The sequence below is a fragment of the Methylobacter sp. sgz302048 genome (genome assembly GCF_052162025.1).
GTDB lineage: Bacteria > Pseudomonadota > Gammaproteobacteria > Methylococcales > Methylomonadaceae > Methylobacter.
Genome location: NZ_CP197401.1, coordinates 247,996 through 262,500 on the forward strand (window position 1 = coordinate 247,996; position 14,505 = coordinate 262,500).

General features: G+C 45.6%; 14 protein-coding genes (1 of these 14 only partly in view). 9 read left to right on the forward strand and 5 right to left on the reverse strand.

Annotated features, from left to right (window positions below):
- Window positions 1–77 precede the first annotated feature (77 nt).
- Together guaA and tadA are read left to right on the forward strand one after the other, a co-directional pair.
- Window positions 78–1,667 (forward strand): glutamine-hydrolyzing GMP synthase, encoded by a 1,590-nt coding sequence (guaA, locus tag ACTNE6_RS01185; protein WP_442498330.1) that lies wholly within the window; start codon window positions 78–80, stop codon window positions 1,665–1,667.
- Window positions 1,658–2,119, forward strand: coding sequence for a tRNA adenosine(34) deaminase TadA (gene tadA / locus ACTNE6_RS01190; protein ID WP_442498331.1), 462 nt, complete (start codon window positions 1,658–1,660; stop codon window positions 2,117–2,119). Before guaA ends, tadA begins: the two co-directional genes overlap by 10 nt.
- A gap of 226 nt (window positions 2,120–2,345) precedes the next feature.
- Here the strand turns inward: tadA and pgi are convergent, their stop codons facing one another.
- A complete protein-coding gene (gene pgi / locus ACTNE6_RS01195; RefSeq protein ID WP_442498332.1) occupies window positions 2,346–3,977 on the reverse strand; it encodes a glucose-6-phosphate isomerase in 1,632 nt (543 codons plus the stop codon).
- A 285-nt stretch (window positions 3,978–4,262) separates the two neighbouring features.
- On the opposite strand from pgi, the gene ACTNE6_RS01200 reads away from it, so the two are divergent.
- The 4 genes from ACTNE6_RS01200 (at window position 4,263) to ACTNE6_RS01215 (ending at window position 7,488) form a co-directional block, all read left to right on the forward strand.
- A complete protein-coding gene (locus ACTNE6_RS01200; RefSeq protein ID WP_442498333.1) occupies window positions 4,263–4,856 on the forward strand; it encodes a hypothetical protein in 594 nt (197 codons plus the stop codon).
- Between the two features lie 389 nt (window positions 4,857–5,245).
- Window positions 5,246–6,154 carry a copper oxidase gene (locus ACTNE6_RS01205; RefSeq protein ID WP_442498334.1) on the forward strand — a complete coding sequence of 303 codons (909 nt, stop codon included), beginning with the start codon at window positions 5,246–5,248 and terminating at the stop codon, window positions 6,152–6,154.
- A 74-nt stretch (window positions 6,155–6,228) separates the two neighbouring features.
- Window positions 6,229–6,645 carry a YqaA family protein gene (locus ACTNE6_RS01210; protein ID WP_228779011.1) on the forward strand — a complete coding sequence of 139 codons (417 nt, stop codon included), beginning with the start codon at window positions 6,229–6,231 and terminating at the stop codon, window positions 6,643–6,645.
- Window positions 6,646–6,702: 57 nt separating this feature from the next.
- Window positions 6,703–7,488: a hypothetical protein gene (locus ACTNE6_RS01215; protein WP_194969652.1), complete on the forward strand. Its 786-nt coding sequence runs from the start codon at window positions 6,703–6,705 to the stop codon at window positions 7,486–7,488.
- Window positions 7,489–7,570: 82 nt separating this feature from the next.
- Here the strand turns inward: ACTNE6_RS01215 and ACTNE6_RS01220 are convergent, their stop codons facing one another.
- Genes ACTNE6_RS01220 through rfaQ form a run of 4 tightly spaced genes read right to left on the reverse strand, consistent with a single transcriptional unit; the run spans window position 7,571 to window position 11,445 of the window.
- Window positions 7,571–8,386 carry a glycosyltransferase family 2 protein gene (locus ACTNE6_RS01220; protein WP_442498335.1) on the reverse strand — a complete coding sequence of 272 codons (816 nt, stop codon included), beginning with the start codon at window positions 8,384–8,386 and terminating at the stop codon, window positions 7,571–7,573.
- Window positions 8,383–9,168: a glycosyltransferase family 2 protein gene (locus tag ACTNE6_RS01225; protein WP_370526965.1), complete on the reverse strand. Its 786-nt coding sequence runs from the start codon at window positions 9,166–9,168 to the stop codon at window positions 8,383–8,385. The genes ACTNE6_RS01220 and ACTNE6_RS01225 overlap by 4 nt, the downstream gene beginning before the upstream one ends.
- Window positions 9,123–10,334, reverse strand: a complete 1,212-nt coding sequence (locus ACTNE6_RS01230; protein WP_442498336.1) for an O-antigen ligase family protein — start codon at window positions 10,332–10,334, stop codon at window positions 9,123–9,125. Before ACTNE6_RS01230 ends, ACTNE6_RS01225 begins: the two co-directional genes overlap by 46 nt.
- A gap of 10 nt (window positions 10,335–10,344) precedes the next feature.
- Entirely contained in the window at window positions 10,345–11,445 is a 1,101-nt protein-coding gene (rfaQ, locus tag ACTNE6_RS01235; RefSeq protein WP_442498337.1) for a putative lipopolysaccharide heptosyltransferase III, read from the reverse strand.
- A 216-nt stretch (window positions 11,446–11,661) separates the two neighbouring features.
- Between rfaQ and msbA the strand changes: the two genes are divergently transcribed.
- The 3 genes from msbA to hldE form a co-directional block, all read left to right on the forward strand.
- The gene (gene msbA / locus ACTNE6_RS01240) at window positions 11,662–13,422 is read left to right on the forward strand and encodes a lipid A export permease/ATP-binding protein MsbA (protein ID WP_442498338.1); all 1,761 of its coding nucleotides are present in this window, start codon (window positions 11,662–11,664) and stop codon (window positions 13,420–13,422) included.
- 81 nt (window positions 13,423–13,503) lie between these two features.
- Window positions 13,504–14,079 carry a D-sedoheptulose-7-phosphate isomerase gene (locus ACTNE6_RS01245; RefSeq protein WP_442498339.1) on the forward strand — a complete coding sequence of 192 codons (576 nt, stop codon included), beginning with the start codon at window positions 13,504–13,506 and terminating at the stop codon, window positions 14,077–14,079.
- Window positions 14,060–14,505: the start of a bifunctional D-glycero-beta-D-manno-heptose-7-phosphate kinase/D-glycero-beta-D-manno-heptose 1-phosphate adenylyltransferase HldE gene (gene hldE / locus ACTNE6_RS01250; RefSeq protein ID WP_442498340.1), read on the forward strand. Its footprint extends 979 nt past the window's final position; only the first 446 of its 1,425 coding nucleotides appear in the window; the start codon lies at window positions 14,060–14,062; the stop codon falls past the right edge of the window. Before ACTNE6_RS01245 ends, hldE begins: the two co-directional genes overlap by 20 nt.

Consider the following 14,505-nt stretch of genomic DNA (forward strand, 5'->3'; position numbering starts at 1 on the left):
CGGCGACATAAAGATACATTGTTGGGGCTCTCAGGAGCCCCTTGTTTTTTAAACGAATATAACTGTCGAGTTTTACCGTGAAGCAGCAACAGTCCGCGAATATCCATTCGCACAAAATCCTTATTTTAGATTTCGGCTCGCAATATACTCAATTAATCGCGCGGCGAATTCGCGAAATCGGCGTTTACTGCGAAATTTACTCCTGCGAATGCAGTGCGGAAGATGTTGAACAATTCGCGCCCAACGGCATTATCTTGTCGGGCGGTCCTGAAACGGTAACCAGCGGCGATACGCCGAGAGCGCCGCAAATTGTGTTTGATCTGGGCGTGCCTGTATTGGGTATTTGTTACGGATTGCAGACTATGACTGCACAGCTGGGTGGCAAGGTCGAGTCTTCCGATCACAGGGAATTCGGTTATGCGCAGATCAGGGCGCGCGGCCATTCCAAATTACTGGCCGGTATAGAGGATCATGTTTCTGAGGAAGGCTATGGATTGTTGGATGTTTGGATGAGCCATGGCGACCGTGTTGTTGACATGCCTGATGGTTTTATGCTTATTGCCAGCTCGGATGGAGCGCCTATTGCCGGTATCGCCAATGAAGAAAAAGCGTTTTACGGCCTGCAGTTTCATCCGGAAGTCACTCACACCAAACAGGGCGGACGCATATTGTCCCGCTTTGTGTTGGATATTTGTGGCTGCGAGGCGTTATGGACAGCCAGCAATATCATAGAAGACAGCATTCAGTCCGTGCGCGTGATGGTCGGTAGCGATCAGGTGATTTTAGGCTTGTCCGGCGGGGTGGATTCATCTGTTGTGGCGGCGTTGCTGCATAAGGCCATAGGCGATCAGTTGACCTGCGTTTTTGTCGATACCGGTCTGCTACGTTTACACGAAGGCGATCAAGTCATGGCGACATTTGCCGAGCACATGGGGGTTAAAGTCATCAGAGTCAATGCGGAGCAGCGCTATCTGGACGCCTTGAACGGTGTCAGCGATCCCGAGCAGAAACGCAAGATTATCGGCAATTTGTTCATTGAAATCTTTGATGAAGAAGCGGCGAAATTAACCGATGCAAAATGGTTGGCGCAGGGCACGATTTATCCCGATGTGATCGAGTCTGCGGGATCGAAAAGCGGCAAGGCGCATCTGATCAAATCTCATCACAACGTCGGCGGATTGCCTGAAGATATGGCCTTGAAATTGGTCGAGCCTTTACGGGAATTGTTCAAGGATGAGGTTAGAAAGCTGGGTCTGGAACTGGGACTGCCCTCAGAAATGATATTTCGCCATCCGTTCCCTGGGCCCGGTTTAGGCGTCAGGATTTTAGGTGAAGTCAAAAAACAGTATGCGGACTTGTTGCGTCAGGCTGATGCCGTTTTCATTGAAGAGCTGTACCGACATGAGCTTTATGACAAAGTCAGCCAGGCCTTTGCCGTATTCCTGCCAGTCAAATCGGTCGGTGTTATGGGCGATGGTCGTCGCTACGATTATGTCATCGCTTTGCGGGCTGTTGAAACGATTGATTTCATGACGGCGCGTTGGGCGCATTTGCCTTACGAATTTCTTGATGTGGTTTCTCGCCGCATCATTAATGAAGTGCCAGGCATCTCGCGTGTGGCTTATGATATATCCGGCAAGCCGCCCGCAACCATTGAATGGGAATAATACAATCACAGGATGAGGCATGGATGCGCTATGCCATCAGGCTGGCGCAACGTGCCGAGCAGCAGGGAGAGGTTCCGATCGGCGCTGTCATCGTTAAGGATGATCAGTGTATTGCCGAAGGCTGGAACATGCCGATAGTTACTCATGATCCGACTGCTCATGCCGAGATCATAGCTGTCCGCAGGGCTGGTATTGCGCTGGAAAATTATCGGCTTTGTGACGCTACGTTATACGTTACGTTGGAGCCTTGTGTGATGTGTATGGGCGCTATCAGTCATGCGCGCATTAAGCGGCTGGTTTTCGGAGCCTTCGATCCCAAACGGGGCGCTGTTTGCAACGCCTTGTCACTGAGCGATGCAAGCTTTTTAAATCACCGGGTCAATTGGACCGGTGGCGTGTTGGAAGAAGAATGCGGGGAATTGTTAAAGGATTTTTTTCGCGCTAGGCGTTGATATCGTTTCTGATTGATGTGCTCGCAGTCATTATCGCAGCATGCTAAGTGCGATTAGTTGCCTGAATCTGACCTGATGCTGTCAGTATTGTGATTGAAATATCGCCAAGGCTTTGAGCTGGCGTTGCATGATGCCGCAACTCAACTAGAGTTGCGGCATCACCATTTGCTTCGTCGGTTATTTGAATGATGCTCAGATATTTTAATGCGTTAACCTGGGGGCGCCGTTATCGGTATTGTTTATAAGTGTTGATCAGCGCATTAGTAGAGCCATCATGGCTTTTGATAATTTCTTCATTCTGAAGCTCGGGAAGTATAGCTTTGGCTAATACTTTTCCCAATTCCACGCCCATCTGGTCAAAAGAATTGATGTTCCAGATCACGCCTTGAACGAAAATTTTATGTTCATACAATGCAATCAATGAGCCCAATGTTTTGGGCGTCAGTTTCTTGAATAAAAATGCATTGGATGGTTTGTTGCCTTCAAATACTTTTGAAGCGACCAGCACCGGGTCGGCCTGTTCGGACGGTGTCAGTTCCCGTTTGACTTCTTCGGCCGTTTTGCCTTTCATCAAAGCTTCAGGCTGCGCCAGGAAGTTTGAGATCAAAATGTCATGATGTTCAGGCAAATGGTAATGGCTTTGTGCAGGGGCCAGAAAGTCACAAGGAATCAGTTTGGTGCCCTGGTGTATGAGCTGATAAAAAGCGTGCTGTCCATTAGTGCCGGGCTGGCCCCAGATAATCTGGCCGGTGCTGTAGTCAACCTTTTCGCCATTCATATCGATACTTTTGCCGTTGCTTTCCATGTCGCCCTGCTGAAAGTAATCGGCTAAATAGCGTAGGGATTGGTCATAGGGCAAAATGGCGTGCGATTCGGCATTAAAGAAGTTGTTATACCAGATGCCTAACAGCCCCATGATGACAGGGATATTTTTTTCAAAAGGCGTGCTGCGGAAGTGTTCGTCAACTTCATGAGCGCCCTGCAACAACTGCTCAAAATTGTCCATGCCGACATATAAGGCAATGGATAGGCCTATGCTTGACCAAAGTGAGTAACGGCCGCCTACCCAATCCCAGAATTCAAACATATTGTTGGCGTCTATTCCGAACTCGGCAATTTTGTCGATATCGGTCGAAATGGCGACAAAATGCTTGGCAACGGCTTTTTGATCTTTCGCGCTGTCCAGAAACCAGTTTCTTGCAGACTTTGCATTAGTCATGGTTTCGTGCGTGTTGAATTTTTTGGATGCGATAAGAAACAGTGTTGTTTCAGGGGACAAGCATTTTAAAGTTTCTATAAGATCGGCCTGGTCCACATTGGAGACAAAATGAACTTTTAATGCATCTGTGGCATAAGGCGTCAAAGCAGTCGAGGCCATCTTCGGGCCTAAGTCAGAACCTCCGATACCAATATTGACGATGTCGGTGATGGCTTTGCCGGTATAACCCTTCCATTCGCCCGAGCGAACACTATCGCAGAAGGCGCGCATTTTAGCGAGCACCTTATTGATTTGCGGCATGACGTCTTGCTCGTCCACATAAACCGGCTTATTGCTCCGGTTACGCAGAGCGGTATGCAGAACGGCTCTGCGTTCGGTATTGTTAATAATCGCTCCGGAGAGCATGGCATGGATTTTTGATTCAAGCCCAGCGTGTCTGGCAAGATCTATAAGAAGAGGCAGTGTTTCCTCAGTTATTCTGTTCTTGGAATAGTCAAAAAGAATATCGTTAAAAGTAAGGGAGAACTTATCGAAACGATGACTGTCACTTTCAAAGCTGTCGCGCAGTGAATGCTTGTGTATTTGATGATAATGGTTTTGTAAGGCTTTCCAGGCTTCTGAGGTGGTCAGAGATGACATTGTGCTGAGTTCCGGCTGAATAAAATTTAGTGTAAGTCTACGAAAAGGGCCCAATGATGGCAATAGCGCTATAAGGGCATTATCATTTGGCAACATTATACTTTTATAGCACATGACTTTCCATCAATTCCTTTATTTGTATGGGGCGATATGCTAGAGTTGCAAGTTGCTATGAGCCAAGATAGAGAGCAAATACAGTTTTTATGAGCTCAAGCTATGTAAATAGGGGCGGTTGCATTTTTCCTAATAATAATAATTATTTATTTAGCAAAACTGGAAGGTAGTATGAATAGAGCACAGATATTAAGAAGAGTTGGCCTAGGATTCCTGGGGTTGTTTTTTTCTGCCTCGTTGTGGGCACACGGTGGAGCAGCTGGTACCGATACCGACCAATGTAAATTTGAATTGGAAAAGGATCATTGGATTCACTATACCGCTTATCAACCGAAAGATTTCCCGGCCGAAGATTTTTGCGGCAACATTCCCAATACCAATACATTAACTCAGCTTGTATTTGATTATCAGGACGTCAGATACAGAAATATGGCGGTTGAGTTTGAAGTAACAAAAGAACCTGAAGGCACTCGGGTGTTTTTTCAAGAAGCTAATAAACATAAATCCGGTACTGTAGTTTTATCTTTGCCTAACGGTGTGCCAGAAGTTGGCAAGTATCTGATTCATATTACATTAGTGCCAGATCAGGGTGATAGGCTGGATGCTCACATGAGCTTTATGGCAGGCAAAGGTCAAGAAGTAAAAAGCGGTAGCATACTCTTATACGCATTCTTTGCATTTGCAGGCTTATACGTACTGTATCTGTCTCATGCAGGCTTCAAGCGTTTGATCGATGGAATATTAGCTAAGGTTAAAAGTTTTTGATCAGTAACTGATAGTCAAGATTAACAATTAGTTATTTAAAAGTCAGACCCTAAATTATCGGAACTTCCTTGATGTTTTAGGGTCTCAATGTGATGTTAATGCAATTTATGGCATGGCTATCATGGATTTGCCCAAGATAGGATCAACAAAATTAAGATGCAGATAAAATTTTTTGAATGCAGAATGCCAGTCTGGCAAGATTTGATCTACCGCCTAATCTAGGTGAAGTAGATGCAGTAGTTTATGTTGAACCGAAGCCAAGGCTGTCATAAAAAACAGCATGCAGGATCTTTGGCAAGGGATATGCATTCAGAAATTTTTCTGATCAGTTTTTATTATTCTTTAATAAAAACTTTTGTTGATTTTTTCCAGTAAAGAGGAAACTTAGAATGGTGAAGTTGTTATCAGTGGCGATAATAAGCTTTCTTTTTTCCGTACCGGCTATGGCGGCGGAAGAGTATGAAGAGCATAACTCGCTTATGAGTCATGGCGATGGCCACTTAATGGATATGGGTGGCGGCATGGTGATGGGGCAGAATGCCGATACCTTGCCAGGCGGCTGCGAAGAAATATCTGAAACCAAGGAAATTACTGTCCGCGCCGGCCATAAATACGCTGAAAAGTTTCCAGGAAGAATGTTCGCGTTTGATACTCAGGAATTTAATTTCAAGCCCTGTACCAAGCTGACGGTTCATTTTATCAATGACGATAACATCCGCCACCAATGGATGATGCATGGCCTGCCCAAGTATTTGTATCCGAAAGGCATGTTCCATCTGGAAGTAACAGGCCCTGCAAAAATTTCCGGTACATTGATTCTTCCTCCCGGCGATAAAACTTATCTGGTGCACTGCGATATCGCTCAGCATATGGAAAAAGGCATGAAAGCCCAGTTGAAAGTTGGTAAAGGCGACGGAGATCTGCCTAGTATTCCAGGTGTGACTGATTATGCTATTCAAGATGATTACTCAGGCATTCAGTCGATAACAGCCGCGGCTGTTGCCGGCAATGCGGGGGCTCAGACTGCTGCTCCAGTTGCTGCAACAAAAAGTGTGCCTGCAGTCGCACCAGAGCAAAAAGACGAATCGATGATTTCGGGAATGACCGTAATTGGATTAGCGATCGGCTTACTGCTGGCGCCATTTTTGGCTCGCAAATTCAAAGGAATGAGCGCATCGGAAATAGTGACTTATATTTTCGATTTATTGAGATCGGCTATCGAATTGATTGTAAAATTTTTGTCTGATCTGGTTAAGTTGGTCATTTCCAGCAAGAACAAGACATTGCCCGGAAGTTAAATTCTGGCAATATAAAAACCCCTGTGCTTTTTGGGCTACAGGGGTTTTTTTTTGGGAGAAATTAAGTGCAAGAGATGCTGGTTGGAATAGAGGGATTATTTATTAGTGCCTTTATATCATCAACGATTGCCCCAGGTGGATCTGAGGCGGTACTGGCTTATATGGTAGCGGAAGGCTGTTATCAGATTGAGCAATTAGTCATTGTTGCCACTATAGGTAATACGCTGGGCGCAATGACGACGTGGATTTTAGGCCTTCTGGCCGCTAAAAAATTTCCTATGGCTACGCTATTGCCGGAAAAGAAGCAGAAAGCGCTCGATATAGTCAGAAAAAGAGGCGTTTGGGCATTATTTTTTTCATGGTTGCCATTGGTTGGGGATGCTTTGTGTTTTGCTGGTGGCTGGTTGAGGCTTCCTTTATTGCCGGCTTGTTTAATCATTTTGTCAGGTAAATTTGCAAGGTATGCCGCAATTGCTTGGGTATTTATATAAGGCCATGTCATAGAAGACTTTATGACGGAGCCGAAGTTAATTTGACGAGGTAAAAAAATGTTACGCCATTTCCCACCTGTTGATGGTGCTTATGCGCATAAAAAACGGGATTATTTTATAGCAGCCTTTACTTTTTTTTGCGTAGCGGTCTGTTTAACGGCTGACGCTAATGCTACGCTGGAGAAACAAAATGCGCTAGGCGTCTGCGGATGGGTGTTTTTAACAGGTTTACTGCTCGGCGAAAACAAAGAAGTCAGAATGCAGGTAATTATTGCCATCATTTTTGCCACTATAGGGGAACATTTTGCCTCGCCTTTTATGGGTGGGTATACCTATCGTTTTGGCAATGTGCCGGCTTATGTGCCGCCGGGGCATGGCATGGTTTATTTGACGGCTGTGGCGTTGGGGCGTTCAGGACTGTTTTTAAGATATGCTAGAGAAATCGCCACATTTGTAGTGCTCGTGTGTGGCGCCTGGTCTGCCTGGGGTATCAGCGGCTATGCGGAGCAGGGTGATTATGTAGGTGCTTTGCTGTTTTGCGTTTTTCTGATTTATCTTTTCAAGGGGCGTTCACCCATGGTTTATCTTGCAGCCTTTTTTATTACGACATGGTTGGAAATTATTGGCACCGCGGTTGGGACCTGGAAGTGGGCGGCTATCGATCCGGTGTTGCATTTGCCGCAAGGCAATCCGCCAAGCGGCGTTGCTGCCTGGTATTGCTTAGTCGATGCGGTAGCAATGGGTGGAGCTGCACCGCTATTACGAGCGTTGAAAACGGTCAGCATGCGTATTAAATCGGATAAATCGCGAGAAAGTGCATATCAAGGAGCCAGCAACGAGTAATAAATTAGAGAGATGCTGATTGAGGAAATAAATGAATAGTTTTCGACTTGATACAATCAGCAACTAATAAAAAAAGGCTGGTTCAAATGTATTGATCCAGTCCTTTTTCCGCCTGAATGAACTCCCGTTCATTCAGGCGCTCCATAAGCCGCTGAAAGTTTTTATCATGCTGGCTTTGATCGTTTTGCCGGTGCCACAGGTGCAAGACAGGTACAGCAAATCGGCCTTCCTTGCGTTTAATGCCGTTATGTATCAGACGAATCACCAGATCAGAATCTTCATAACCCCAGCCTTGGAAAAGTTCGTCAAAACCGTTAACCGCCATAAAATCATTTTTCCACATGGCCAAGTTACAGGTCATGGCTTTTTGCCAGCGGAGCGGATGTATCAGGCGTAACGGCCCCATGGGCAAGGATATGAGCGGAGTGATTCTGTTTATTTTGCCAGTCAGCCAGCGGAAAATAAAATAAGCTTTTGATTGACTATGAAGGGGAATTTTCTCGCTCAGGACTGTTTGAGTGAAGTTTTCGGTTAAAAGCATGCGATTGCCGGGGACAAAGTAGCCTTTAGCGGCTAAGCGGCGATGGACTTTTATAAAATCTGGAAAAACTACGCAGTCGCCATCGAGAAAAATCAGATAGTCACCTTGGCTGCGGGCAACTGCTCTGTTTCGAATAGTGCCGGCCCTGAAGCCTTGGTCTTCATGATAAACATGTTTGACCGGTATTGAACTACCCGAGTACCGATTCTTTATCAATTCCCGAGTTTCAAACGTTGAGCCATCATCAGCAACAAGAACTTCAAAATTCTGATCTTGCTGATTTAACAGACTTTGCAGACTGGCATCCAGTGCCTGCGGCCAGTTATAGGTCGTGACAATGACAGAAATCAAACTCACGTCTTTGACTCCTTGTTCCGTTGCATATCCAGCAATTTCAGATATTTATAATAAGTGCCTTCAGCATTGGATATGGCGAGCATGAGTCCTTGCTGTCCATCCAGAAAAGCGGCCTTTAAACAGTAAGTGCGAAAAAAAGTCCAGAATCCTTTAGCTATCGCCTGGAATAATGTGGTTTTTTTGCCAGCCTGGTGCAGTTTTTCAGCGCCCAGTGACGAATAACTGTTGATTTTGTGCAGGACTTCTTCAGGGTTTATAAACGCTTCATGAATCAGCGGTGTTTTTAAGCGCTGGATAGTGCCGTCGACAATAATACGTTCATGAACGAGATCTTCGGTGAAATGCCCGTGTTCACGTTGAAATAAACGCAAAACATAATCGGGCCACCATCCGCCATGCCTGATCTGTTTGCCGCAATAGCTTGAAAGACGCGGTATTTCAAAGCCACTGATATGGGCTTGGCTCATGGCCTGCTCAATTTCTTCTCTCAATTCGGGTATCACTTGTTCGTCGGCATCGATAGACAAGATCCACGGCTGGGTTGCCTTGCTGACGGCGCGCTGTTTTTGAATGCCGAAACCCGGCCAGTCAGTCATAAACACCTTGTCAGTGTAGCGCCGGCAGATGTCGACCGTATTGTCTTCGCTGCCTGAATCCAGAACAATGATTTCATCCGCCCACGCGATAGATTCAAGGCAGCGGGCAATATGCGCGGATTCGTTCTTGGTGATAATAACTACGCTGAGCATGGTTTTGTATGGGTCGGCAACGTTGCAAAGCATAGGGCTATCATAGTGATAAACCAGTGCCCTTCGGTAAAGTCGAGAATTGTGGAGTTAAAAAGACTATTGGTGGCAAGCGCCACCAATATGCCTTGCGCCAGCCATTTATATTCATTTGCCAGTTTTAACGAACATTGATATTGACTGAACAAAAAGGCTAAAAACAGCAGCAGGCCGGCTATGCCGGTCTGTACGGTAATCATTAAATATTCATTATGGGGATTGTTGGACGCAATATCGGTTTTTGCCGCCACTCTACAGTACTCAACAGGATAACTGCCTGTGCCATGGCCTAGCCAAGGGTTTTCAGCAATGAGCGTCAACGAATGTTTCCAGAAAGTTAGTCTTTGTCCCTCGGATGAGTTGGTTCCACCGTTTTCAGAATGCAGATAATTTTGGGTTTGTGAAAAGCCCTCGTTGATGCGATTGGCTCTATCGGAACAGGTTATGAAGACTAAAAGTAGCGTGACAGTAGCAGTAATTAGCAATACTGCCTTTTTTGTAGGGAACCGCTGAATATAAAAAAGCATCATTAATAGCAGAAAGATCAACTGTCCGGTGCGGCCGGAGACGAGGAAGAATAAATTGTGAATACATAAAATAATCAAAGCAATATAGAGCAACCTGTATTTGCCTGCTTGCAAGGATTTGTGTGCGCAGAAAAAGGCAAAGAAAGCCACTAAAAGGCTGTGAGTAATGCGGTTTTTAATGCAGGGGTCCATTGTAGGCTGCATATAATCGATGAAGCCGAAATAAATGGCATAAGAGCCTAATAGCGTCATAATAGACGCAATAATAAAAACGTTCCATGCCCATTGTCTGGTGAATTCGGACTGAAAAAATGGCGGCAGGATGATCAGCAACAAAAGTTCACGATATTTGCTGAGCGTAGAAAATGCATTTTCAGGTGCGGCTGTGGTGTAGGTAATGCCAAGGGCTAAATAAAAAAACAGTAATAATGCCAATAGGGCCAGCGGATTTTGCTTTATAAAGATTGGCAAGGTTATAAATTGAGCCGAGCTTATCCACAATAACAACAATGCCGCGGAAAATACGAGAGTTAAGGCGGTGGAAAAAGGCAGGGTTAAAATCAGCAAAATGGCGATATAGCCGCCAATGTCGATCATTAATGGCTGAGATTGGAAATATAGTTCTTTAAAGGGCATGAGTTGTTTTTTACTGTTGGCGTTGCTCTTGATTCAATACTTGCAGAATGGCTTTTTTGATGGATTCCGGGCTGATATTTTCCAGGCATGCGCTGCGGCTTTGTCGATTTCGGTCACAACCTTCCTGATGGCAGGGCACGCAATCGGCAATGCCTTGAATTAAATAAATATTGTTGACTTGCTGATCGCCTAGTTTCCGGAACGGATTTTCGTCACTATCATAATTGGTGGGCCAAGGCGCCCATTTGACAGGATTGGTTGGACCGTATAATGCAATAACCGGAACGCCCATGGCCGCGGCCAGATGGGTTATGCCCGTGTCGGGACCGATGTATAATGTTGCCTTACTGATAATATCGGCAAGCTGCGATATGGTGGTTTTACCGGTCAAGTTTAAGACCTCAGGCGATAATTGCCGATGAATTTCGTTTACATAATCAATTTCTTCCGGCGCAGGGCCGCCTGACAGCACCACCTTTAAACCTGAATCCTGAAGAAATTGCGCAGTTTCAATCCAGCCATTGATTGTCCATCGTTTATAATGCCACATCGGATAGGCATGAAGAACGGCATAGGCCGAGCTGCCAGAGATAGCGGCAAGCCTCTGATCGTCAGTCGGCAGCGGAGGAACCAGTGTATAATTTCTGGCGATGCCTAAGAGATCCGCCAATTTTAAGAGTTGTATTACGGTGTGCGTATTTTCATCATCGAATTCAGTCCAATATTGAACCAAGTAGCGTTTCCATGCCCCTTTTTGATCTTTTTTCGGCACCACAGCAACACGCGTAGGTGCGGCTAACAATCCGTAAATGAAAGGGCGATCCCCTGTCTGTGTAATGACTGCCAGGCTGTATCTCCTAAATAATTGCGAAACAAGATGTCGGTAATCAGCGTGTGTTGGACGTAAAGGCGTGGTTATTATCCGGTTGATATCTGGGTTTCCTTCTAAGATAGCGGCGGTGTTGTCAAATACCAAAACATCTATTTGTGCCTGCGGATAGGCTTTATGAAGTGAGCGTACTAAGGGCGTTATTAGCAAGACATCGCCAAGATGGCGTAAGGCAATGACCAATATTCTGGAAGGAGGAGCTAGCGATGGATGTTTCTTCATTCAGTGTATGCAATTTTTAATCTCATAACAATACCGCGATATTTTACAGTCTTGCTATGGAATGTATAGCTTGTGTTCCAGAGGCGAAACAGTCTGATAAAAGCATCAGATGGAAGGCTATTACAGTCTTTTTCGTTAAAGAATGGTAATATTTTACTCATTTAAACATGAGTTACTACTGCCAAAGCATGTGAGTGGCATGAATTATATAAAAGTATGAAAAAAGAATCTGAAGCGAGTATACAAATATACAAGCGATTATTGACTTATGTAAAACCGCATCGTGGTTTTTTTGCAATCAGTATTCTGGGTTTTCTGATTTACTCGGCTACTCAGCCATTATTCGCGTCATTGATCAAGCATATTATTGACACGCTGCAAACCGAAGTGCGTGAGGGCATGTATTATTTGCCGTTGCTGTTTAGCGGCTTGATTGTGGTGCGAGGATTGGGAGCTTATCTGGGCAATTATTTTCTGGCCAAAGTATCCTGTAACGTCGTGCATGCACTAAGATGCGAAATTTTTGATCATTACACTCGTTTGCCGACTACATATTTTGACGCGAACAATAGCGGTTATATGATTGCGAGAATCTCTAATAATGTAGGCGAAGTTACTAAGGCGACTACCGATGCAGTGCGCACTTTTGTCAGGGAAGGTTTGACCGCTATAGGTTTACTAGGCTACCTATTCTATTCAAACTGGATGTTATCGATGGTCTTTGTTGCTATAACGCCGATTATTGCGGTGCTGGTGAGCTATGTCAGTAAGCGGTTGCGAAACATCAGCAAGAAAATCCAGCAATCAGTAGGCGATATAACGCATATCACGTCCGAGCTGGTAGGCGGCCATCGAATCGTGCGCAGCTATGGCGGCGAGGATTATGAGCGTCGGCGGTTTATGGAGAGCAGCCTGGATAATCGGCGGCAATCGCTAAAGCTCGCCACGACACAGGCCGTGCATAATCCGATCATACAGCTCATCATTGCTGTAGCATTGTCTGGTTTGATGTATATGGCGCTGTTTTTTATGGAGCAGTCCAGCACAGGCGAGTTTGTAGGCTATCTGACCGCGGCATTTCTGTTGCCCAGGCCCGTCAGACAGTTAACGGAAGTTAATGGCGATATTCAAAAAGGTATTGCGGCGGCTGAATCCCTGTTCGATGTTCTGGATGAGCCAACAGAGCAGAATGATGGCACTTATCAAATAGATAAATGCAAAGGCAAGCTGGAGTTCAAGAACGTATCTTTTAAATATCCCGGAGCTACTGAGCTCGCTCTAAGGAACATCAGTTTCAAAGCGGATCCGGGGCAAACTATAGCGCTAGTCGGCGCTTCCGGCGGCGGCAAAAGCACGCTGGCTAATCTGGTTTCCCGTTTTTATACGCATAAGACAGGCGAAATATTGCTCGATGGCGTTGAAATTAATACCTATGAACTAGCGAATTTAAGAAAACAACTGGCATTGGTTAATCAACAGGTCACCTTATTCAATGATACGATAGCCAATAATATAGCTTACGGCGCACTGGCAAACGCCGACAGAAAAGATATTATTGCCGCTGCAACCGATGCTTATGCAATGGAATTCATCAGCAAGCTGGAACTCGGGCTTGACACCGAAATAGGTGAAAACGGCGTCAAATTGTCGGGTGGACAAAGGCAACGATTAGCATTGGCAAGAGCGCTGCTGAAAGATGCGCCAGTCTTGATATTAGATGAGGCAACGTCGGCGCTGGATACCGAATCGGAGCGCTTCATACAGGCGGCCCTGCAAATAGTCATGCGCAATCGGACAACACTGGTGATAGCTCATAGACTATCAACCATAGAAAATGCGGATATGATTCTGGTTATCGATCATGGTCAAATCGTGGAAAGAGGTACGCATCAGGAACTCATTAAAAAAAATGGGGTTTATGCTCGCTTACATCAGATGCAGCACAGGAATGACCGGAAACAAGCGGTTGTCAATTAATTGCCTATCAATTCGTTTTGAATAAAAACACTTTGTTTTAGCATGGCTAAAAAAGCCTTTTGAAACTATGGGGATACTATTTTGAAAGCATTTATTTCTGAGCTTGAAGAGCACAGAGAAATGATGACGCGCTTGGCCGACTGTTCCGAGAAAATAGAAGCAGCCGGAGGGCTATTGATCGAGACGCTGAAGCAGGGCGGAAAGATATTATTATGCGGTAATGGCGGCAGTGCTGCAGATTGTCAGCATATTGCAGCTGAACTGGTTGTCAGGTATGAAAAAAAACGGCGGGCGCTGGCAGCGATCGCCTTGACGACAGACAGTTCTATTTTAACGGCTCATACCAATGACTTTGAGTTTGAAACGGTTTTCTCGCGTCAGGTGGAAGCTCTTGCCAATGAAAAAGATTGTTTGGTAGCTATCTCCACATCGGGGCGAAGCAAGAATATTCTAAAAGCAGTTGAGGTTGCTAAATCGAAAGGCATGGCAGTGGTCGGTTTAACGGGCGGTGAAGGCGGAGAGTTGCATCATCAGGCTACGCTCTCAATCATTGTGCCTTCCGCGGTAACGGCAAGAATTCAAGAAGCGCATATATTGATAGGCCACTGGTGGTGCAGTGTGATTGAGGAGGCAACCGATGTTGGTAGCGGCGTCTGAGTTCAAACAGGCTCATATTGTTGTCGTAGGCGATGTCATGCTGGATCGCTACTGGTCAGGGCTGGCCGGCCGGATTTCGCCTGAAGCGCCTGTGCCGGTGGTTCGGGTCAAAGATATTGAAGATCGTATTGGTGGAGCCGGTAACGTAGCGTTGAATATCGCCAAACTGGGTGGTCGAGTGACATTATTGGGTGTCATTGGTGATGATGCCGAGGGCCAGATTCTTCAGAAGTTGCTGGAAACAGAAGGCGTCGCATGCGACTTCATTGTTGAGCCTAATATGCGTAGCATCTGTAAATTGCGGATTATGGCCCAGCATCAGCAACTGCTCCGGCTTGATTTCGAAGAAACGCCGTTGCCGGTTAATAAAGAAGCCTTGCTAGCACGGCTTGCGCAGTATCTGCCTAAAAGTGATGCGGTCGTTTT